Origin of the sequence: Oscillatoria sp. HE19RPO (assembly GCF_024220515.1) — a bacterium.
Lineage (GTDB): Bacteria > Cyanobacteriota > Cyanobacteriia > Cyanobacteriales > Laspinemataceae > Laspinema.
Map to the genome: position 1 here is coordinate 1 of NZ_JAMXOT010000293.1, position 21,037 is coordinate 21,037.

Consider the following 21,037-nt stretch of genomic DNA (forward strand, 5'->3'; position numbering starts at 1 on the left):
TCCAACAAATAAATCATCCTTGCTTTGATGCGATCGCACCTAACAAGGCTCTTTTAGCCCGCGCAGGCGGGCTTTGTCCGTGTAGCCCCACCCTTCAGGGTGCGGGTTTTTTGAAGGTTTTATTTTTTGGAGTTCCCTTACAACAAGTTACTCAAAATTTCGGGAAATCCCTCAAGTTCAATGAACTCAACCCTAGGGACAATTCAGAGTGGGTTCGATGAAGCAACGAAGCCCCTGCCAAATTCTAGGAACCCTGGATGAGCGCGATATAATAAATTGAGCATCCAATGTAATGGGTGCATTTTTCAAGCGCAACATAAAGAGATATTGCTGTGTTTACCTTCAAAAAACTTAATATGTAGTCTCAACTACCAAAAACAGCCTTATTCCCTGAAAAATCACGGATTCAAGACCGAACAAGGGCTGAAAAGGTAAAGTTTGTAACAAACGAATTGTAAGGTTTTGGTAACTATTGTTGCATCTTATGTTGTGTCGATCCAATCCCGGATAAATACGGTATGGTGTAAATATAAAGGAATTATTAAGCTTACGGGAAGAACGGCGAGGGTCGTTTTTCCGGTAGCCGCGAAGTAAATCCGCATTTAGCCAATCCCCGATAAGAGATTGGTTTTTGTTGGCAGGAGGAAATATGAATCCCTTAATGCTACGTCAAATTTGGTCCTTGATAGAAAAAACCCAGGTTAACGTTTTGTTAAGCCTAGATGATGCAAGCTTGGTGCAGTGGTTGCTCAAGCAGTTCAGACAAGAGCAACCCCTCGATCCGGATCAAGTGAATGTGTTGAATGCATACCTGCGATCGCGACTCTCTCTGATTCGTGATATTGCCAGTGAACGAATTGCTACGGATATGGGATAACCCCTTGCTCAAGCTCAGGGTTCCCTTGGCCCTAATCTCTATTTCCCGCAATGGATGACCGATCGCGGTGCGGTTTGTCTGCCGCTTTCTTGGGGGAGACGACGGCAATGGCACAACCCACTCACCTGTTGAAACCCTGGATAAAATACCTGCTGCGATCGCCACAGTAGTGGGTATTTTCAGAGGTCGAACCCGCAGGCTTTCCTCAGTCGTGTAAGATAAAGCACAGCCTTTAATCAGGATAATCGCACTGCAACCGGCCAATTCAATATAAGAAATTCATCGAGATGGGTAAAAAGAGATTATTGAAACTGGCGAGTCTATGTCTGGCGATCGCCACGACTGCTTGTGGGGGGACATCGAGTCAACCCAACGCCAATGTTGCCACGGGTTCGCAGAAATTGGCTCAAATCCAAAATCAGGGTCAGATTGTCTGTGGCGTCAGTGGCGAGTTACCGGGATTTAGTTTTGTCGATGCTACCGGCAGATATGCGGGACTCGATGTGGAGATCTGTCGGGCGATCGCCGCCGCTATTTTTGACGACCCCAACGCCGTTGAATTCCGCAATCTCAACGCTAAAGAACGCTTTACCGCTGTCAAAAGTGGGGAAGTGGATATCCTCAGTCGGAACACCACCTGGACCCTCAGCCGGGATACGGGGGCCGTGGGGTTGCAATTTGCCCCCGTCGTCTTCTATGACGGACAAGGGATTATGGTTCGCCAAAACAGCGGGATTACTAACCTCGCCGGACTAAAGGATAAAGCAATTTGCACCCAAACCGGGACGACTAACGAGCAAAATGTCGCCGATCGCATGGCAAGTCTCGGCATCAACTATCAACTCGTGGTTTTTGAAGATATCAATGTCGCCTATGCCACCTATCTCCAGGGTCGCTGTCAAGCGGTGACATCCGATCGCTCTCAATTAGTCTCGCGGCGATCGCGCTTTCCTGACCCTGAACAACATTTAATTTTAGAAGAAACCATTTCTAAAGAACCCCTCGCCCCAGCAGTGGCCCCAGGAGACCCGAACTGGTCCGATGTGGTGAATTGGATTATCTATACCACCATTTATGCTGAAGAACTCGGGATTACTTCCGAAAATGTCGAGGAAATGGTTAATAGTACCAATCCCGAAATTACCCGGTTTTTGGGAACGGAAGGCAATCTAGGCCAAGACTTAGGATTGAGTAATGATTTTGCCCTGCGCGTGATTCGCCATGTGGGAAACTATGGAGAAATTTACAATCGCAATTTAGGGCCAGAAACCCCTCTCAATCTTGATCGGGGATTAAATAAATTATGGACTGATGGCGGCTTGCTTTATTCACCTCCCTTTCGCTAAAAGCCGTCCATTCTTGAGCTAAATTTTTTTTACAATTAAGGAAGAACAAACCGATGGGATTGGGTCTATTAATTGATGGGAAATGGGTAACGGAACGGGAACAGGAAGATAGTGGGGGTCGATTTGTTCGTCCTTCTACCACCTTTCGGAATCGGATTACTACGGATGGGTCCAGTGGATATCCCGCAGTGGCGGGACGGTATCATCTGTATGTGTCCTTAGCTTGTCCTTGGGCGCATCGGACTCTAATTATGCGGTCCTTGAAAGGTTTAGAATCAGCGATTAATCTCTCGGTCGTTTCCCCGGTGATTGACCAAAATAGTTGGGAATTTGCCGAGTATCCGGGGATGATTCCGGATACGGTAAATCACTGCGATTATTTATGGCAACTGTATCTCAAAGCGGATGAGAATTATAGTGGACGAGTGACAGTGCCGGTTTTGTGGGATAAAGAAACCCAACAAATTGTCAATAATGAATCTCGGGAAATTATCCGAATGTTGGATACGGAATTTGAGGAAATTACCGAAAATTCTATTGATTTATATCCAACAGATTTGCAAGGGGTGATTGATAAAACTATTGATGAGATTTATCAACCGATTAATAATGGGGTGTATCGGGCTGGATTTGCCACAACTCAGGGGGCGTATGAGGAAGGGGTGACGGATTTATTTGATGCCTTGGACCACTGGGAGGGAATTCTGGGAAAACAGCGCTATTTATGTGGTGACTGCCTCACAGAAGCCGACATTTGTATGTTTACCACCCTGGTGCGGTTTGACCCGGTTTATTATGTCCATTTTAAATGTAATATCCGGCGAATTGTCGATTATCCTAATTTGTGGAATTATCTCAAGGAGTTGTATCAACATCCGGGAATCAAACCTACCTGCAATTTTGACCATATTAAGCAGCATTATTATCGGAGTCATCCGAAAGTCAATCCCACGGGAATTGTTCCCAAAGGACCGATGATTAATTGGGATGAACCGCACGATCGCAGTCGGTTTGGGTAAAGTCTCGGGAGGAGTTGAGGGAAACCGTACATGAGAAGATTGTGGCGCGATCGCCGATTTTGGTTTGTTGCTATCCAAGCTGTTGCCGTTGTCTTGATTGTCATATTGGGGGTAACCCTTTGGCAAAACTTACAGCGCAATTTACAGCAACAAGGCATGAGTCTGGGATTTGATTTTTTAGACTCTCAGGCAGCGTTTGATATTGGCGAAACCCTGATTTCCTACGACCGAAGTTCTACCTATGCGAGAGCTTTATTGGTCGGATTACTTAATTCCTTACGAGTGATGGCAGTGGGAATTATCCTCGCAACGGTAGTTGGAATTACCGTGGGAGTCGGGCGATTGTGGGATAATTGGCTATTACGCAAACTTTCGTTACTGTATGTGGAAATTCTCCGCAATACGCCTTTATTGCTGCAATTATTTTTCTGGTATTCGGCGGTTTTCTTAAGTTTGCCTGGGATTCAAGATGTCATGGAATTGCCGCTGAGGATTTATTTAAGTCAGCAAGTCGTTGCCTTTCCCCTGCCTTGGACGATACCCGAAGTTCTGGAGAGTGGGCAAATTGTGGGGGGATTACAACTGTCTCCGGAATTATCCGCCTTGGTGCTAGGATTGAGTCTTTATACGGCAGCATTTATTGCAGAAATTGTGCGCGCCGGGATTGAATCGGTGCCCAAAGGACAGTGGGAAGCGGCGAAATCCCTGGGTTTGAATCCCAGCTTAATGTTGCGCTTGGTGATTTTTCCCCAAGCGTTGCGAACGATGATCCCCTCTTTGACGAGTCAATATCTGAATTTAGCAAAAAATACCAGTTTAGCCATTGCGATCGGGTATCCAGATATTTATTTTGTCGCCTCCACCACGTTTAATCAAACGGGACGGGCGGTGGAAGTAATGATTCTGTTGATGGCAACCTATTTGACGATTAGTTTATTAATTTCCCTGTTTCTGAATTTTTATAATAAAAAAGTTCAATTAAAAGAACGCTAAACTTAATGGCAATAATAACCGGATAAATCTGTTAGCAAGGGTGACGAATTTATGGACAGCAAAGCCGAACTCCCACCTGTTACGCCCAAACTTTCTCCCTGGCTCTGGGCTAGAAAAAATCTGTTTAATACTTGGTACAATAGTATTCTGACGGTGATTTGTCTGGGGTTGATTTATCAGCTAGGGGGCGGATTGTTGCATTGGGCGATCGCCTTGGCAGACTGGCAAGTGATTGGGGTCAACTGGCGGTTATTTTTAGTGGGAAGATATCCCCCCCAACTCTATTGGCGCATCGGCATGGCAACCGGGGTAATTGCTGGCGCTGCTGCCTTTTCTTTCTGGGCAATTCGCTGGCGTTCCCGGTGGGTTCAATGGATTCCTTTGGCCTGGATTTTAGCATTTCCGGTGATTCTCTGGTTCATTGGTGGGGGATTCGGACTGCGACAGGTTCAGACTCAGTTATGGAATGGATTATTACTTACCCTGTTAACGGCAATTGTGAGTATTGTTTTGTCATTTCCAGCGGGAGTTTTGTTAGCATTAGGACGGCAAAGTTCTCTCCCGGTGTTGCGCTGGTTGTGCATTCTCTATATTGAAATTGTCCGGGGATTACCATTAATTGGGATTTTGTTTATGGCGCAGGTGATGTTACCGTTGTTTTTGCCGATGGAGATGCGTCTCGATCGCGTCATGCGGGCGATCGCCGGGTTGAGTCTGTTTAGTGCCGCTTACATGGCAGAAAATGTCCGAGGAGGTTTGCAATCTGTCCCTCGGGGACAAATTGAAGCGGCGAAAGCGTTGGGATTGGCAACCCCTTGGGTGATTTCGCTGATTGTATTACCCCAAGCATTACGCGCTGTGATTCCCGCCATTGTGGGGCAGTTTATTGGATTATTTAAAGATACCTCTTTACTAGCGCTGGTGGGTTTAGTAGAATTAACAGGGATGGCGCGATCGATTCTGGCTCAACCTGAATTTATCGGGGACTACGCTGAAGTCTACATTTTTGTGGGCTTAATTTACTGGATTTTCTGCTATGGAATGTCCCTTGCCAGTCGCCGGTTAGAGCAAAAATTAGCCGTGGGGAAATCCTAAAGGCGATCGCCTCCTCAAAACCGCTAATTTTCCCTATGATAAAGAAACAGGCAAGTGTTTGGATAAATCCCTTGCCTCAACCATTTAAACCCCCAATTTTTATTTATGTCTGATTGGAGTTTGCGAAAGGTTGCTGACCGTTTAGCGAAAACCCTAACCCAGGATTTGTTAATTCAACAAACCACTTATGAATTAAGAGAATTCCTCAATGTTAATCGGATTTTATTATATTACTTTTATTCCCCTTGGAAAGGACAAGTCACCTTTGAATCAGTGAGTGAATCTCAATTTTCTATCATGGGACAAAGTGGACCCGACCAATGTTTTGGTGAGGAATATGCCGCTTTATATTTGCAAGGACGAGTCCGGGCAATTTCTAATATTGAAACTGAACCCATTAACGAATGTCATCGGGAGTTTCTGCGAACCCTCCAAGTTAAAGCTAACTTAGTGGTTCCGATTCTTTCGCCGATTGGATTATGGGGATTACTCGTAGCTCATCACTGCGAAGATACCAGACTATGGTCTTTAGAAGATATCAAACGAATGCAAAATGCCGCAGCAACTTTAGGAACTGCTGCCACAATTCGAGATAGTTAGTCATTGGTCATTTGTCACTGGTCATTTGTCACTTTACCAATGACCAATTACAACCCCAAAATGACCAATGACCAAGGACAAATGACCAATGACCAACGCCCAAGGACAAATGACGAATGACCAATGACACCCCCTCCATTATTATTGCCAAAGATGTCCACAAATGGTATGGACAGTATCACGCCCTGCGTGGGGTTAGCTTGACCATCGACCCGGGAGAAGTTGTGGTGATTATGGGTCCATCAGGTTCGGGCAAATCAACCTTTATCCGGACCTTTAATGCCCTAGAAGACTATCAAAAAGGACGGATTGAAATTGATGGAATTGAACTATCCAATGACTTGAAGAATATTGATAATATTCGCCGGGAAGTGGGGATGGTTTTTCAGCAGTTTAATCTCTTCCCACACCTCACCGTCTTGCAAAATGTGACCTTAGCCCCCAAATGGGTACGCCGATGGTCTAGGATGAAGGCAGAGGAAGTGGGGATGCAGTTATTGGAACGGGTGGGAATCCTGGAACAAGCGCGGAAGTATCCCGGGCAGTTATCCGGAGGACAACAGCAACGAGTGGCGATCGCCCGCGCCTTGGCAATGCAACCCAAAATCATGCTCTTTGATGAACCCACCTCCGCTTTAGACCCAGAAATGGTCCGGGAAGTCCTAGAAGTCATGCGGGATTTAGCAACCTCTGGAATGACAATGGTGGTAGTCACCCATGAAGTTGGATTTGCCCGCGAAGTGGCCGATCGCGTCGTGTTTATGGATGGTGGAACGGTCATCGAAGTGGCAACACCCACCAACTTTTTCCAAAATCCCCAAGAAGAACGAACCCGTCAATTTTTATCCCAAATTTTATAGAGAGTTAGTAGCAAAATATAGGAGTTAGCAACGTAAATATGATTACGGTTATAGGATTATTGGCCGGAACTTTAACAACTTTAGCCTTTGTCCCTCAAGTGATCCACACTTGGAAATCTAAATCGACCAAGGATGTTTCATTAAATACTTTTTTAATGTTCTGCACTGGAATTTTTCTTTGGCTGATTTATGGCCTATTCAAGCAAGATATTGCGATAATTTTAGCTAATTTTATTACCTTTATTTTGGCTTCGATAATTTTAGGGCTTAAACTAAAATATAAATAAATTAACCTCAATCAATCAGCAGGGATTTTAACCCTCTGCTGCTGTCAAATTGTCCTCATTTAAACCCTGCTTGTGACCCCTTCTGTATTTGACGCTGAACATCTGTTATTTACCCCGGCAACTGCCGATAGTGATGCAATTCCCCTTATTTATGCCTTTCCCAATGAGTACAGTGTTGGGATTACTAGCTTAGGCTATCAAATCGTTTGGGCGACCCTGGCAACCCGGGGGGATTTGCAAGTGTCTCGCTTGTTTACGGATCTTCATGAACCCCTACCTGGAGAACCGGAATTGTTGGGTTTCTCCGTCTCTTGGGAATTGGATTATGTGAATATCCTCGGATTATTAGAGTCTTTGGATATTCCGATTCGGGCATCCAATCGCCAGGAATCGCACCCCTTAATTTTTGGCGGGGGTCCGGTTTTGACCGCAAATCCTGAACCGTTTGCGGACTTTTTTGATGTGATTTTACTCGGGGATGGGGAAAATCTCCTCGGTGAATTTGTGGATGGGTATCAACAGGTCCGCAAGGCAGGGCGACTGCAGCAATTGCGGCATCTGGCGCAGATTCCTGGGGTGTATGTCCCGAGTTTGTATGAAGTCACCTATCACAGTTCCGAAGGGGCGATCGCCTCAATTCACCCCATTGATTCCGACATTCCCGAAACTGTCGCCAAACAAACCTATCGCGGTAATGTTTTATCCACCTCATCTGTGGTTACAGAAAAAGCCGCTTGGCCGGATATTTTCATGGTCGAAGTGGTTAGAAGTTGTCCCGAAATGTGTCGGTTTTGTTTAGCGAGTTATCTAACTTTACCCTTTAGAACTGCCAGTTTAGAACACTCCTTAATTCCGGCCATTGAACGAGGGTTACAAGTCACCCGGCGGATTGGATTATTAGGCGCTTCGGTAACTCAGCATCCAGAATTCAATCAATTATTAGATTACCTGAATCAGCCGCAATTTGAGGATGTGCGTCTGAGTATTGCCTCAGTCCGGACCAATACTGTTACCCCAGAATTAGCTCAAACCCTGGCAAGTCGCGGGACAAAATCTCTAACCATTGCCATCGAAAGCGGTTCGGAACGGGTGCGAAAAATAGTGAATAAAAAGCTGGAAAATCAGGAAATTACCCAAGCGGCAGTGAATGCCAAAGCGGGGGGATTAACTGGATTAAAACTCTATGGAATGTCTGGGGTTCCGGGAGAAAAAATGGAGGATTTGGAGGCAACGGTGCAACTGTTGCAGTCTTTGAAAAAATCTGCACCGGGGTTACGTCTGACCTTTGGATGTAGTACCTTTGTTCCGAAAGCGCATACCCCGTTTCAGTGGTTTGGGGTGAATCCGCAAGCGGAAAAACGGTTGAAAAAGTTACAGAAAGAATTAGGGAAGTCGGGGATAGAGTTTCGGCCAGAAAGTTATAATTGGTCCGTGATTCAAGCTTTAATTTCCCGAGGCGATCGCCGCTTATCTTCCCTCTTAGAATTGGTCCGCCATTATGGCGAAACCCTCGGCAGCTACCGTCGCGCCTTTAAAGAACTGCGGGGAACCTTGCCAGACTTAGACTTTTACGTTCACGAGAATTGGGAATCAACCCAAATCTTACCCTGGAATCATATTTTAGGACCCTTGCCTGTCTTTACGTTGCAGAAACATCTCGCTGAGGCAACGAGTTATTTTCCCTCGGCAGAAAAAATAATTTCCCCTGTAAGTTAGGGCCTGCAAATCTTAAAATTTGTTAAATTATCTTCCCATTTCTAGAAAAAGCAGTTAGAACCAAGGAGTCGGAGTCAAGCGAATGAAAACGTAATTTTTTCAAAATTTATGAATTTCAATCAAAACGCCTGGAAACTTTCAGTGGCGATCGCTGGTGCATTGTTCTGTTATACCCCCACCGCGACTGCCCGAGTCACCCCAACTCCCGTCCCAGAAACCGCTGATTTGCCTCAGCAGATGCCAGTACAAATTGCCCAACAACGCTATTGTCCCGATGGCGCAGGGGGTACTCCCTTGGTCAATTTCTATGAAACTGACAATTTTTGGGTGTATATTTGTGAAGCAGACCGCCTCTATTACTATGGTGTCGAAAAAGGCAGTGGGAGTTCAATCACCCTTCCCGTTTATGTAGAAGAAGGGACCGGATATGTTGCGGTCAACGGCGAATATACCTATATCGTCAATGGCCTTAGTTTGAGTATTTATCGCGGGAGTACTCTGCTGCAAGAAGACTCGGTTTATCGAGATTAAAGAGTCTGTTTCTTTCAAATTTTGGGGTGCATCTCTATCGGCAATTAAGGGATAATTTATGTTATAATTCAAGGATTGATAAGTTTTATTACCCTCAAAATTTATGCAGACTACAGCCGAATATTCTTGTGCGTATTGCGGCGAAGATAATGTCATCTTTGTAGATTTGAGTGCGGGGAGTTATCAGTCTTATGTCGAAGATTGTCAAATTTGCTGCCAACCGAATGTTTTATACTTGCAGGTGGATGAAGAGACCCTGGATGTAGAAATTAGCAGCGAACCCGAAAGTTAATTAAATTAGGAAACTCCAAAAAATAAAACCCCCAAAACGTTCGTAGTGACTCCTTCAGGAGTCATTTTAAAAGAAACCCCTGAAGGGGTTACTACAAACGTTTGAATGATTTATAGTTTGCAATCCCATTAAATAAAATTCCAACTAATTTATGCTCCATTTTAAGTATTCTAGTCTGATAAATGCTCCGGTAGAAGTGGTCTGGGAATTTCACGAAAGACCGGATATTTTACAACTTTTAACGCCCCCGTGGCAGCCGGTGGAAATTGTTCGTCGGGAAGGGGGTTTAGAAGTTGGGGCGATTTCGGAGTTTAAAATTTTTTTAGGACCAATTCCGGTACTTTGGCTGGCGCGGCATACGGACTGTGAACCCTATCAATTATTTATTGATGAACAAGTAGAAGGACCGATGGACCAGTGGATTCATCGCCATGAATTTATCTCAGAAAATGGTAAAACTCGGTTAATTGATGCGATCGACTATGCCATACCCGGGGGATGGATTCCGGATTTGATGTTGGGGTGGTTTGTAGATGCACGTCTGCGGGATATGTTTCGCTATCGCCATGAGGTGACTCAACGAGAGTGCAGCCTTTAGTCTCGACTTATTTATTACCCGGTTTTCTGGGAATCTTAATCACAAACTCGGCACCCCGTCCCGGTTGGGACTGACAGTCTAAAATTCCTCGATGTTTTTCTACAATAATTTGATAGCTAATCGACAATCCTAATCCGGTGCCTTTCCCCACTGGCTTGGTGGTAAAAAATGGGTCGAATAAGCGATTTTTGACGGTTTCTGTCAGTCCTGGACCATTGTCTTTAATCCGAATTATGACAAAATTATCTGGGGTGAGTTGAGTGTAGATGCTAATGGTGGGGGCGGGATTTCGGGCCGTTGATTTGGCATTGGAGAATTGACTATTTCCCGGTTTTCCCGCTAACCCTTGGCCTTCTTCCACCGCATCGATCGCATTGGCGAGAATGTTCATAAAGACTTGGTTCAATTGCCCCGGATAACACTCAATTAACGGTAACTTTCCGTATTCTTTCACCACTTGAATTTGAGACAGACGGTGTTGTAAGATTAACAAGGTGTTTTCAATGCCTTCATGAATATCAACCGGCTTTTTCTGGGATTCATCTAACCGAGAAAAATTTCGCAAAGATAAAACAATTTGGCGAATTCGTTCGGTTCCCAACTTCATCGAATGCAGGGCTTTCGGCAAATCATCTAAGATAAAGGCTAAATCCAGTTCTTCCAGCAAATCGCGGATTTCCGGAACGGGTTCTGGATAGTAGTGCTGATAGAGTTCGATGAGGGGGAGAAGTTCTTTAAAATAGTTATAGGCGTGAATGGTGTTCCCATGAATGAACGTGACAGGATTATTAATTTCATGGGCAATTCCGGCCACCATTTGGCCTAAACTGGACATTTTTTCCGTTTGAATCAGTTGAGTTTGGGTTTCTTGGAGTTGATATAAGGCTTGTTCAAGACGTTGCGCTTGGTCCCGCGCTTGTTGTGCAGCAGCGCGAGATCGATCATACAGTTGCGCTTGGTCGATCGCAATGGTAAGGCGATCGCTAATTGAACCCATTAACACCACTTCGCTCTCATTCCAAGTCCGTTCCCCACTACAATGAACGCAACTTAAAACCCCCACTTGACCCGAATGCGTCTGTAACGGCAGGCAAAGCACCGATTTAAACCCCCAGGTGCGAAAAATCTCGACAACCGTCTCATCGGGATAGGATGCCACCGCATCAATGCGAATCGGTTGCAGTTGCAAACACTGATGGGACCAAGATTCACTCACGGCATAGAATCCCAAAGGACTCACCACCCCCGGCGATCGCGCTGCTTTCACCGTTTCCCAATTCAGAACCGAACCATCCTGCGGTTGCAGCAGCGATCGCATTCCATCCCGAGGCATACCATGGGGTCGATACCAACTAAAATAACAGAGTTCAATTTGTAACAACTCCCGAATTTCCTCTACGGTTGTTGCCAAAATTGTCTCTAAATCCAAAGATTGGCGAATCTGTTCCGTGAGTTGATTTAGCAACGCTTCTCGCAAGGCTTTTTCCTGTAACCGTTCCTCCGATCGCCGCAATGCTGCCTCAGTCTGCTTGCGCTGCGTAATGTCTTCTACCGTTCCCTCAAAATAAAGCAACATTCCCGTCTCATCTCGAACCGCCCGCGCATTTTCGGCAATCCAAATAATTTCGCCATTTTTGCAGTACACCTGCGACTCAAAATCAGAAATTTTCCCTTTTTGGGCGATTGCCTCAATAAACTGATTCCGACGATTTTTATCCACATAGAGCTCATGATGTACAGTCCGCAGTTCCTGCATCAGTTCCTGGGGTGACTCATACCCATAAATCCGGGCCAAAGCGGGATTTGCACTGATATATTCCCCCTCCTGAGTCGTCTGAAAAATCCCCATAATCGCATTTTCAAAAATGCTGCGATATTTCTCCTCCACCAATTCCCGCGACGCCATTTCTCCTTGCAACTGGGCGATCGCCTCCTGTAACTGTCCCGTGCGCTCCTCCACCCGCTTTTCTAACGCTTCATTCGCCGCTTTCAACGCATCTTGATAGTGCTGACGCTCTGTAATATCCTGAACCAAAGAAGCCACCCCAATTGCCGTCCCATCTGGGTCAATTAGCGGTGTATTATACCAATCACAAATAATAATTTCCCCAGACTTAGTATGATTTTCATTCGTGCTGCGTGTCCCCCCAGTTTGCTGTAACAACCCCTGAAAAACTTGGTCAACTTGCTCCCTAGCACTTTCGGGAACAATCAATTCCACCGCATGATGGTTCAAGGCTTCATCTTGGGAATACCCAAATATTTTTTCCGCTGCCGGATTCCACTCCATGACATTAAAATCCAAATCCCATTCAATCACCGCTAGAGGCGTTTGTTGGAAATGTAATCCCAGCCGTTGTTCGGACTGTCTGAGTGCTTCTTGGGCCATTTTGCGTTCAGTAACTTCAATCAGCAATCCATCCCATAAAATATCCCCATTCTCTTGCTTTTCCGGTCGAGAATGACCCTCAATCCAGACTACTTTACCTGAAGGAGTGATAAATCTGCCTTCCCAGTCCCAAGGTTCTAATGTTTCAGCCGAAACGGCGACGGAACGAGAAAAATTGGAGAAATCATCAGCATGAATCAGGTTAATTAATACTTGAGCATTATTTTCAATTAACTCCGCATCCAGTTCAAAAATTTGCTGACATCCCGGACTTATATAAGGAAGAAAGACCATTCCGTCGGGACGCATTAGGAATTGATAAATCACTCCGGGTAAGTTAGCAGCCAACTGCTGGAACCTTCGCTGAGTAAAGGTCAGTTTTTCCTCCATTTGCTTCTGGGAGGTGATGTCAAATTGCAGGGCAATATATTTGTGGGGAATTCCCTCGGCATTCAGAATCGGAGTAATGGTTGTATCGACCCAATAAACCGATCCATCCTTGCGTTTGTTTTGAATTTCACCGCGCCACACTTGACCTTGGGATATCCCCTGCCACAGTTCGGTAAAAAATTCCGGGGGATGAAAGCCAGAATTAACGATTGCCGGGGTGCGATCGCAGCTTTCCTCGCGACTATATCCGGAGATTTCTATAAATTTATCGTTCACCTCGGTAATTCGTCCGCGATCGTCGGTTTCAACCACGATCGCCGTATGATTCAGCGCAGACTTCCAATTGAGTAAATTTTCTTCGCACTGTTGCAAATTAATTGAGCAAGTCGTCATGAGTTATCTGGGGGTACAACTAACTTTAGGTTCTGTCTCTATTAAAGCGATTTCATTGGGAAGCGTGATTAATTGTTGCGAACTGTAACACAAGGGGCCTTGTTGCGGGTCCCAGCACCCCCTCAGTCCCCGCACCTCCCTAGGCGATCGCCCTCCCATCCCTCCGATTTGCACAGAGCCCCCCTGGAGAGGTTCGGTTATTACAACCGAATTCCTTGTCAACCCACCTTGCAATAATTCTTTACAGTTTGTTACATTTATTTACATAACGAAAAGAAACAACTGGAGAAAATTCATGAAAACCGACTTTAACTTCCCCGGCAAGTACCTCATGGGTCCCGTCGTCTTCCGCCCCAGCTTTAACGAGCAATCCGAAGACATTAACGCCAATCAAGCCTGGTCCTTGTTTTTCACCGGCGGACAAGAAGACAAAGCCTTGGGATTCAACACCGAAGCGGGACGATTTTTCACCAACCTCCTCATGGCGATCGCAGTCACTGGGATTATCTATTCCTTATTCTTTAGCAGCAATATCGGCTAATCCTTCATCCATGTTCTGCTTCTTAAAAACCCGCACCCTTGAGGGTGCGGGTTTTTGCTGGATTAGCCCGCGCAGGCGGGCTATAGCCCAAGGGGCATGGCTTCGCTAACGTCCTGTGAGCCTCCACCCTTGAGGGTGCGGGTTTTATAAACTTTAAGCCGGATAAATCCGCAAACGGCGATTCGGTTCATCGCCAAAACTGCAAGACTTCAACCGATAATGTTCCACCAACTCATGCTGCATCTTGCGGACTTGACCCCCACGGGGTAACAGTTCCACCGGCTGTCCCTTGGGAATCACAATCTGTTCCACCGCCAGACGCGCTTCTTCCAGGGCCTCGATTTCATCATCGCTGCCACTGTGGGCAAACAAAGACACATCCGAGACTTCCGGCGTACTGCTGTCCTCCAAATGCAACATCCGGCGTAAGGAATGAGCAATCTTCGGAACACTGCTGGAATTAATCGTGTAGATGGGAACCTGACGGTTTTTGGACATTTGCCGTAACTTAGAATGGTTTTTAACGTGCGATCGCACCGCCAACACCACATCGGCACTATCAATATCCTTCGTCACCACCACCGGCAGGGCCAGAGTGCGAATCACCTGATCCAACTGATGACGACTCACCCCATAAGGATAGATATGCAACGGCAAATCTTCCCCATTCGGACCCGCCAAGGGCGAAATTTCCTCAAACCCATAATCCGCAGCAGAAGCAAAGCGATCGCCGGGATACAACGACTCATTCAGCATCTGCTCAAAGGACTTTTCCTCCGGCACCGCCTGCGATCGGCGTCCCAACTCCGGCAAAGTTTGCGCCGGTAACGGCTGCATCTTCCCACTGGCGCGCAATCCAGCACTCCCAAACGGACGCACCCCTGCCGTCGTCTTCGTAGTCGTTGTCGAACTTTGGGGCTGTAACTCCTTGGTAATCGTTACTTTCCCACTTTCGCTCACCGTCCGCACTTGGAGATCCGGCTGGCGTCCCCGCAGTAAACTATCGACCGTTTCCGCCACCCGTTCATGAACCACCCAGCGCTTGCGTTCGCTCATTTCCACGGCAATTTCAAAAGTCGGGGGTGCTTTGCGTTCTAAAACCGTTTTCTGAGACCCCCGACGCCGCGCCTCTTCATCGCCGAGAGTCACGGACTGAATTCCCCCCACCAAATCGCACAGGGTAGGGTTTTTAATCAAGTTTTCAATCTGGTTACCGTGGGCCGTCCCCACCAACTGCACCCCACGTTCGGCAATGGTTCGCGCCGCTAATGCTTCCAGTTCGGTGCCGATTTCATCGATGACAATCACTTCCGGCATATGGTTTTCCACTGCCTCAATCATCACCTTATGTTGAAATTCCGGTGCCGCCACTTGCATCCGGCGCGCCCGCCCGATCGCCGGATGAGGAATATCCCCATCCCCAGCAATTTCGTTGGAGGTATCGATAATCACCACCCGTTTGTGCAGTTCATCCGCCAACACCCGGGCAATTTCGCGCAATGCCGTAGTTTTCCCGACCCCCGGACGGCCTAACATTAAAATCGATTGTCCGCTTTCGACTAAATCGCGGATCATATGAATCGTGCCGAAGACAGACCGTCCCACCCGGCAAGTTAAGCCGATAATTTCCCCGGTGCGATTGCGAATGGCGCTGATCCGGTGCAGGGTTTGTTCAATCCCTGCGCGATTATCTCCGCTAAAGTGACCGACTCGCTCGATCGCATATTTGAGGTCAGAACGAGAAACGGGGATATCGCTGATATATTCGGCTTTATGGGGAAAACGCGCTTCCGGAAGCCGTCCCAAATCCATGACCACTTCAATTAAGTTACTCAGGGATGAGTGGTTGGTTAAGTGTTCGCGAATGGTTTCGGGCAGAATTTCCAGCAACTGGCTGAGATCGTCAGTAATCTGCGTTCTTCCGAGATCGACGTTTTCCACTCCACTCTGCGCTTGGGGTTGGATCGGGTTGTCAATCGGTTGATTTCCCTGGGAATTAACCATAAATTCTGGCGTCGATAACTGAGCAGGACAAAAAAGTAAAAACAGAAAATGGAGAAGTCAAACGTTGGACATCTATTAAGGGTGGTTGATCATGGCATTGTATTATTTGTATTATTCTGTAATTGTAAGCCACATTTGATTTGAGAAACAAGGGAATCCGCTAAACTTACGGCTTCCCCCAGTAAATCCGGGCAGTCTTCCAGGGCGTAACTCCCTGAGAACGTCTCTCCCTGCTGTTGTTCGACCCGTTCTAAAATGGGGGATAAGAGAACACGAGCATAGCTACCGTAGGCGACTCCGGAAAGATAGGAGTCGGCCTGATAGTCTCCTGGGTTGACTGGACTCGATCTCAACAATCCCATTGATTTGAGTTTGGAAACCGTATGCTGATTCGTGCCCCCGGCGAGTTGGACAAATCCCGGTAACCCTGCCGCTAAAACTTTTTGGCCTAATTTGATGGCAGCGCGAGTGGTCCCGATGCCGATATCTCCACTCATCGGACGTCCGTCTGTTTGCCAGATCAACGCACAGGGGACCGGAGAGATGGCATGATAAATGGCCCAGAGGTAATCAATCAGGTTTTCCCCGTCGGGACAGCTAATGGCAACAACCTTAAGCTGGTTTACTGAGGGGGCGAGTGCACTCCACAGGCGTTTAAAATCCTCGATTCGACCCACTTGCGTATGAATTTCTACAGCGTTGACGCCTTTAGATAACACCGATGGGGCGATCGCTGTCGGTGTCGAGACATACGAACGGGTGACAATTTGTCCAATGGGACAAACGGGTAGGCATCGTCCGCATCCATAGCAACGGTCTTCTATGACCCCAGCCTTCTGCTGAAACTCCGGTGAATTTGGAGTGGTCTTAAAGGATAAATCACCGGGTTTGGGTGCAAGGGTGAAGGCGGACGGGGGAAAGGCGATCGCCTGCGCTGGACAAATACTTTCGCAAGGTCGAGGACAATCCGGGGGACAGTTTTGGGGATTAAATTCTGCTTTTCTAAAATGCGGGTCTTCCCCATCATTTAAACTAACCATGAGTAATGGCCGAGGTACTCCCCGCTTGGCAAAATGATGGCGACTGCCTCGTTTTTGAGCGACTTGTCCGAGGGTGACAGCCTTTTCGATCGCCTCGTTGGCAGCAGCAATCACCGCTGGATCGGCGGCAACATCAATACAGTCCGCACCAGCTAGGCAATAGGCCAAGGTAATATTTCGCACAAACTGCAAATGCTGAAAACTGGCACCGCAGATTAGCTTAAACCAATGGCCTTCAGATAAGGATGTTAACGGGTCGTTCAAGTTGCTCACCCCTCTATGCTAATCCGAGCGGTTGCAAATGGGGATAGCTTACACTAATTTATTTCTCAAGGAAGAGTTGGCAGCAATGGGTTAAGGCTGTTGCGGTTGCCGCTTAAGGTTAAGGGCGACTGGCCAACATTTCCAGATTTAGCGAAATCCCAGGCTTTTGACTCTATATCTAGCGTGGGAATTCCTTCCCCGGTCTGGGAAAATGCCTCTACCCCTCTCCTCGTTTCTGCGATGGGGTTGCTTCTAAATAGGCGATCGCTGCCTCCAACTTCGATGAGTAATGTTCCGCAAATTGTCCGAACCAAAACCCTTCATCAGAATAAGGATCTAGCTTTTTCAACCACTCCTGTGCTCGTTTGGCTAATGCTTCACGCTGTTTCTGCTTGAGACGTTCCAGCTTTTTCGCCTCTTCCTGACGTTCCTGTTCTCGTTGGAGTTGTTCCGCCTGTTCTCGCGCCTCAAACTCCTGCTTGACATCCCCAAATAACTGATCTAAATGTCCACCCACTCTCGGAGAAGTTGACTCCAAGGCGATCGGCTTAACCTTCACCGAAGGCTGGACTTTCGGGGCCTTCGCTTCTGACTCCACTTTGTCTAACAAACTATCTAAATTATACATCAACTTGGGAGGATTGGCAGGTGGCGAATTGGCCGCTTTGGGTGCTGGGTTTGCCTTCCCTTGATCCGGCGACTTCGGCCCCGGATTTTCAGTTTCTGCCTTGATTTGCTCTAATAACTTTTCAATTGGATCCATTTTTTACTTCCTCTCCAACTTTCCTCATCGGACAACTTAGGACGACTCCCGTTTATTTTATTTTAAATACAAAATTCTATCTTTTCATCGGTTCCGGATGAGAACCCAGGGACAAGAAACCGGGTTTTTGGCGCAGATTGATGGCTCAATAGCAGAAATTCTGTAAAAAACCCGGTTTCTAACCTTATACTCAGGGGGTTACCGATTAAATTTGTCCCATTTGCAAACAGGAGGCAAAAGCCGAGGAACAATAAAATTGGGCAAATTTAATCGCTAATCGCCTTCAGTAACACCTCCGACAAGGTGTAATCCTCCATCTCATCAATGGTAATCGTATCAACAATATCAAACTTCGCACCTACCCCTTCCAACTCATCATCCAAGGCTTTTAAAAACCGTGTGGCTTGGGTATCATTTCCCACCTGAATCATAGAAATAGCTAACTCTTCATCCCGTTCCATCTGACGAGTCGCCTCGACAATCACCCGCATCACTGCCTTGCGATCGTCCGGTTCTCCATCGGTAATCACCAGAATTGTTTCACCGGATTTCGCCTGACCCGACGCTTTATTTTGAAAATAATGATTCACCGCATCTTGTAAAACCGATGCCAAATCAGTTCTCCCAGAGGGTTCGTTTTCTTTGAAAATTTGGGCGACTTTCGCCGAAGTGACATTATCATACCGTTGAAAGCGCCCGGAAAACAGATAGACTGTAATCCCATCGGCATCTAACTGTTCGCATTTCGCGGCTAAAGCAAAGGTAGACTCTTCTGCCGAGGACCAGCGAGTTTTGCTCCCGCCGCCATCGGGGGTCATCATACTCCCGCTTTTATCCACAATCAACGTATAATCTCGATTTTCTAACATAATGGTCTCGGTTTTCTCCGTTCAAAAATTAAAACAAGTGAGATTCCCGATGGAGCGGGAATTGAATGAAATTACTGCAACTTAATCAACGATCGCCCGCAACAGCACCTCTTTCAAAGGCGTTTCTTCCATATCATCCATCGTAATCGTATCTACGATATCAAACTTGGCTCCCACGCCTTGCAAATCATCATCCAATGCCTTTAAAAAGCGCGTCGCTTGGGCATCGTTCCCCACCTGAATCATGGAAATGGCTAATTCTTCATCCCGATCCATCTGGCGGCTGGCTTTAATAATCACTTCCATCACCGCTTTGCGATCGTCTGGTTCCCCATCAGTTACCACAAGAATGGTTTCTCCATTGGGTTTCGTTTGACCGGAAGATTTGCGCTGAAAATACTGATTAACCGCATCTTGGAGGACTGCTGCTAAGTTAGTCCGTCCCATCGGCTCATTTTCTTGATAAATCTGATCGACTTTGGCTGCGGTCACATTATCGTAGCGTTGAAATCGTCCAGAAAACAAATAAATGGTAATTCCATCCGGGTCAAATTCTTCACATTTTCGGGCTAAGGCTAGGGTAGATTCCTGAGCCACTTGCCATCGGGTTTTCCCCCCGGGTTGATCCGGGATAGACATACTACCACTTTTATCGATGATTAGAGTATAGTCGCGATTTTCTACCATGATGTTTTTTCGTTGAATCAATTAAACTGCATTGGATGAAAGCGAGTTGATAAAGGCATCTCACTTTAGATAAAATAACCTAAATTCTTCAGAAACCTGGCGGAGCATCACCGGACTCTTTCCTGAGTTCATTAAGGTTTCTAAGTCAGGCCGCAGCCCAGCCTTCAGGGAGGATAAGCTGCTCGTCAATTAATCGATGATGGCATTCATCAAAACTTCGGTCAAAGTCATTTCTTCCATGTCATCAATGGTTAAGGTATCCACGATATCAAACTTAGCCCCGGCATTAATCAAATCATCATCCAAGGCTTTGAGAAATTGAGTGGCCGTGCGATCGTTGCCAATTTGAATGAAAGAAATCGCCAATTCTTCATCTTTATCAATTTGGCGAGAGGCTTCAATGATCACTTTCATCACCGCTTTGCGATCGTCCGGTTCGCCATCAGTGATGGCTAAAATTGTTTCCCCATTCAGTTGGGTTTGACCCGCAGATTTTCGTTTAAAGTAATCATTCAGCGCATCTTGTAAAACCCCAGCTAAGTCGGTGCGACCCGCTGGCTCATTTTCCTGGAAAATCTGCTCAACTTTAGCCGCTGTTACATTGTCATAGCGCTTAAACCGGCCTGAAAAAACGTAAACGGTGATGCCATCGGGGTCTAACTCTTCGCATTTGCGGGCTAATGCTAGGGTAGACTCCTGTGCTTCTTGCCATCGGGTTCGTCCTCCCCGTTGGTCCGGGGTGGACATACTGCCACTTTTGTCAATAATCAGTGTATAATCGCGGTTATCTAGCATCAGAATAGCCCTAAATAATCAGCAAATCAGGCGAGGAAGAGTGGGGCACTCGTCTGAGTCATCCGTTGGCGATCGCCCCACTCTCCTCCTGTTGATAGCTTAACTCAATCCCAGAAAACCGCGAAAGTGCTGGGGATTAAATATAGACGCGATCGCTCGCGTCTTTTAAGACAAGGTGAATAATTCCCGATCTTAGCTGGCGCGAGCCGGAACCAACAGATCCTTGAGGGGATTCCAGGTTACCTGGCGATCGCCACCGACTTCCACCACGACTTTCACCCGGGGTTCAATCTTCGGCAACTCCGTTAAATAGGACAACTCTTGATTAGAAAGAACGATTCCATCAATCAACCACACCACCAATCCTTTAGCTTTGGGGGGTAACTGCTCCAATTGCGAAGTCACGATGGGCGGAATAAAATAAGTTCGGACGTCTTTTTTGCCCAGGTGCGGAGGACGAACCCCATGCACTCCGGTTAAATAGGCCGCTAAATCCCCTAATCCTCGGGCGGATAGATTCACGGTGACATAACCGGCAGCTCTAACTCGCCGTTGATAGCGACCCTCAAAACCCCCTTCCAAAGGCACATACAGCGCCAAGGACCCGTTTTGTTCCAAATCGCGAATGAATTTTTTGCCCGTGATAATCAGTGCCATAATGATTCGCTCCTAATTTCTAATTTTTAAT

General features: G+C 46.7%; 21 protein-coding genes. 13 read left to right on the forward strand and 8 right to left on the reverse strand.

Annotated features, from left to right (window positions below; all coding sequences use genetic code 11):
• The first annotated feature begins 649 nt into the window (after positions 1-649).
• From NG833_RS23815 to NG833_RS23870, 12 genes are all read left to right on the forward strand, one after another.
• Complete coding sequence (locus tag NG833_RS23815; protein ID WP_207089851.1) at positions 650-877, forward strand: hypothetical protein; 228 nt, start codon at positions 650-652, stop codon at positions 875-877.
• A 287-nt stretch (positions 878-1,164) separates the two neighbouring features.
• Positions 1,165-2,223, forward strand: coding sequence for an amino acid ABC transporter substrate-binding protein (locus tag NG833_RS23820; RefSeq protein ID WP_254567761.1), 1,059 nt, complete (start codon positions 1,165-1,167; stop codon positions 2,221-2,223).
• A 53-nt stretch (positions 2,224-2,276) separates the two neighbouring features.
• Complete coding sequence (locus NG833_RS23825; RefSeq protein ID WP_305885003.1) at positions 2,277-3,242, forward strand: glutathione S-transferase family protein; 966 nt, start codon at positions 2,277-2,279, stop codon at positions 3,240-3,242.
• A 30-nt stretch (positions 3,243-3,272) separates the two neighbouring features.
• Positions 3,273-4,235 (forward strand): amino acid ABC transporter permease, encoded by a 963-nt coding sequence (locus NG833_RS23830; protein WP_254567762.1) that lies wholly within the window; start codon positions 3,273-3,275, stop codon positions 4,233-4,235.
• Between the two features lie 51 nt (positions 4,236-4,286).
• The gene (locus NG833_RS23835; protein ID WP_254567763.1) at positions 4,287-5,330 is read left to right on the forward strand and encodes an amino acid ABC transporter permease; all 1,044 of its coding nucleotides are present in this window, start codon (positions 4,287-4,289) and stop codon (positions 5,328-5,330) included.
• 105 nt (positions 5,331-5,435) lie between these two features.
• On the forward strand, positions 5,436-5,930 hold the full coding sequence (locus tag NG833_RS23840; protein WP_254567764.1) for a GAF domain-containing protein: 495 nt from the start codon (positions 5,436-5,438) through the stop codon (positions 5,928-5,930).
• Between the two features lie 116 nt (positions 5,931-6,046).
• Complete coding sequence (locus NG833_RS23845; protein ID WP_254567765.1) at positions 6,047-6,790, forward strand: amino acid ABC transporter ATP-binding protein; 744 nt, start codon at positions 6,047-6,049, stop codon at positions 6,788-6,790.
• 38 nt (positions 6,791-6,828) lie between these two features.
• A complete protein-coding gene (locus tag NG833_RS23850; RefSeq protein WP_254567766.1) occupies positions 6,829-7,077 on the forward strand; it encodes a SemiSWEET transporter in 249 nt (82 codons plus the stop codon).
• 72 nt (positions 7,078-7,149) lie between these two features.
• Complete coding sequence (locus tag NG833_RS23855) at positions 7,150-8,793, forward strand: radical SAM protein (protein ID WP_254567767.1); 1,644 nt, start codon at positions 7,150-7,152, stop codon at positions 8,791-8,793.
• Positions 8,794-8,901: 108 nt separating this feature from the next.
• Complete coding sequence (locus NG833_RS23860; protein ID WP_254567768.1) at positions 8,902-9,324, forward strand: hypothetical protein; 423 nt, start codon at positions 8,902-8,904, stop codon at positions 9,322-9,324.
• 103 nt (positions 9,325-9,427) lie between these two features.
• Positions 9,428-9,616, forward strand: a complete 189-nt coding sequence (locus NG833_RS23865; protein ID WP_254567769.1) for a CPXCG motif-containing cysteine-rich protein — start codon at positions 9,428-9,430, stop codon at positions 9,614-9,616.
• A gap of 151 nt (positions 9,617-9,767) precedes the next feature.
• On the forward strand, positions 9,768-10,214 hold the full coding sequence (locus NG833_RS23870; protein WP_254567770.1) for an SRPBCC family protein: 447 nt from the start codon (positions 9,768-9,770) through the stop codon (positions 10,212-10,214).
• A gap of 7 nt (positions 10,215-10,221) precedes the next feature.
• Here the strand turns inward: NG833_RS23870 and NG833_RS23875 are convergent, their stop codons facing one another.
• Positions 10,222-13,386 (reverse strand): PAS domain S-box protein, encoded by a 3,165-nt coding sequence (locus NG833_RS23875; protein ID WP_254567771.1) that lies wholly within the window; start codon positions 13,384-13,386, stop codon positions 10,222-10,224.
• Positions 13,387-13,681: 295 nt separating this feature from the next.
• Between NG833_RS23875 and NG833_RS23880 the strand changes: the two genes are divergently transcribed.
• Positions 13,682-13,927 carry a hypothetical protein gene (locus NG833_RS23880; RefSeq protein WP_254567772.1) on the forward strand — a complete coding sequence of 82 codons (246 nt, stop codon included), beginning with the start codon at positions 13,682-13,684 and terminating at the stop codon, positions 13,925-13,927.
• Between the two features lie 153 nt (positions 13,928-14,080).
• On the opposite strand, the gene NG833_RS23885 is transcribed toward NG833_RS23880, so the two are convergent.
• From NG833_RS23885 to NG833_RS23915, 7 genes are all read right to left on the reverse strand, one after another.
• On the reverse strand, positions 14,081-15,931 hold the full coding sequence (locus NG833_RS23885; protein ID WP_254567773.1) for a R3H domain-containing nucleic acid-binding protein: 1,851 nt from the start codon (positions 15,929-15,931) through the stop codon (positions 14,081-14,083).
• 89 nt (positions 15,932-16,020) lie between these two features.
• Positions 16,021-17,244 (reverse strand): circadian clock protein LdpA, encoded by a 1,224-nt coding sequence (ldpA, locus tag NG833_RS23890; RefSeq protein WP_254567774.1) that lies wholly within the window; start codon positions 17,242-17,244, stop codon positions 16,021-16,023.
• Positions 17,245-17,452: 208 nt separating this feature from the next.
• Positions 17,453-17,998, reverse strand: a complete 546-nt coding sequence (locus NG833_RS23895; protein WP_254567775.1) for a salt stress protein, Slr1339 family — start codon at positions 17,996-17,998, stop codon at positions 17,453-17,455.
• A gap of 266 nt (positions 17,999-18,264) precedes the next feature.
• The gene (locus NG833_RS23900; RefSeq protein ID WP_254567776.1) at positions 18,265-18,867 is read right to left on the reverse strand and encodes a VWA domain-containing protein; all 603 of its coding nucleotides are present in this window, start codon (positions 18,865-18,867) and stop codon (positions 18,265-18,267) included.
• An 81-nt stretch (positions 18,868-18,948) separates the two neighbouring features.
• A complete protein-coding gene (locus tag NG833_RS23905; protein WP_254567777.1) occupies positions 18,949-19,554 on the reverse strand; it encodes a VWA domain-containing protein in 606 nt (201 codons plus the stop codon).
• A 189-nt stretch (positions 19,555-19,743) separates the two neighbouring features.
• On the reverse strand, positions 19,744-20,349 hold the full coding sequence (locus NG833_RS23910) for a VWA domain-containing protein (protein ID WP_254567778.1): 606 nt from the start codon (positions 20,347-20,349) through the stop codon (positions 19,744-19,746).
• Positions 20,350-20,541: 192 nt separating this feature from the next.
• The gene (locus NG833_RS23915) at positions 20,542-21,006 is read right to left on the reverse strand and encodes an NAD(P)H-quinone oxidoreductase subunit N (protein WP_254567779.1); all 465 of its coding nucleotides are present in this window, start codon (positions 21,004-21,006) and stop codon (positions 20,542-20,544) included.
• Between the last annotated feature and the right edge of the window lie 31 nt (positions 21,007-21,037).

Excerpts from the sequence above, each read along its gene's own strand:
- NG833_RS23815 (WP_207089851.1), top strand. The coding sequence starts at position 650 with ATGAATCCCTTAATGCTACGTCAAATTTGGTCCTTGATAGAAAAAACC.
- NG833_RS23820 (WP_254567761.1), top strand. The coding sequence starts at position 1,165 with ATGGGTAAAAAGAGATTATTGAAACTGGCGAGTCTATGTCTGGCGATC.
- NG833_RS23825 (WP_305885003.1), top strand. The coding sequence starts at position 2,277 with ATGGGATTGGGTCTATTAATTGATGGGAAATGGGTAACGGAACGGGAA.
- NG833_RS23830 (WP_254567762.1), top strand. The coding sequence starts at position 3,273 with ATGAGAAGATTGTGGCGCGATCGCCGATTTTGGTTTGTTGCTATCCAA.
- NG833_RS23835 (WP_254567763.1), top strand. The coding sequence starts at position 4,287 with ATGGACAGCAAAGCCGAACTCCCACCTGTTACGCCCAAACTTTCTCCC.
- NG833_RS23840 (WP_254567764.1), top strand. The coding sequence starts at position 5,436 with ATGTCTGATTGGAGTTTGCGAAAGGTTGCTGACCGTTTAGCGAAAACC.
- NG833_RS23845 (WP_254567765.1), top strand. The coding sequence starts at position 6,047 with ATGACCAATGACACCCCCTCCATTATTATTGCCAAAGATGTCCACAAA.
- NG833_RS23850 (WP_254567766.1), top strand. The coding sequence starts at position 6,829 with ATGATTACGGTTATAGGATTATTGGCCGGAACTTTAACAACTTTAGCC.
- NG833_RS23860 (WP_254567768.1), top strand. The coding sequence starts at position 8,902 with ATGAATTTCAATCAAAACGCCTGGAAACTTTCAGTGGCGATCGCTGGT.
- NG833_RS23865 (WP_254567769.1), top strand. The coding sequence starts at position 9,428 with ATGCAGACTACAGCCGAATATTCTTGTGCGTATTGCGGCGAAGATAAT.
- NG833_RS23870 (WP_254567770.1), top strand. The coding sequence starts at position 9,768 with ATGCTCCATTTTAAGTATTCTAGTCTGATAAATGCTCCGGTAGAAGTG.
- NG833_RS23875 (WP_254567771.1), bottom strand. The coding sequence starts at position 13,386 with ATGACGACTTGCTCAATTAATTTGCAACAGTGCGAAGAAAATTTACTC.
- NG833_RS23880 (WP_254567772.1), top strand. The coding sequence starts at position 13,682 with ATGAAAACCGACTTTAACTTCCCCGGCAAGTACCTCATGGGTCCCGTC.
- NG833_RS23885 (WP_254567773.1), bottom strand. The coding sequence starts at position 15,931 with ATGGTTAATTCCCAGGGAAATCAACCGATTGACAACCCGATCCAACCC.
- NG833_RS23895 (WP_254567775.1), bottom strand. The coding sequence starts at position 17,998 with ATGGATCCAATTGAAAAGTTATTAGAGCAAATCAAGGCAGAAACTGAA.
- NG833_RS23900 (WP_254567776.1), bottom strand. The coding sequence starts at position 18,867 with ATGTTAGAAAATCGAGATTATACGTTGATTGTGGATAAAAGCGGGAGT.
- NG833_RS23905 (WP_254567777.1), bottom strand. The coding sequence starts at position 19,554 with ATGGTAGAAAATCGCGACTATACTCTAATCATCGATAAAAGTGGTAGT.
- NG833_RS23910 (WP_254567778.1), bottom strand. The coding sequence starts at position 20,349 with ATGCTAGATAACCGCGATTATACACTGATTATTGACAAAAGTGGCAGT.
- NG833_RS23915 (WP_254567779.1), bottom strand. The coding sequence starts at position 21,006 with ATGGCACTGATTATCACGGGCAAAAAATTCATTCGCGATTTGGAACAA.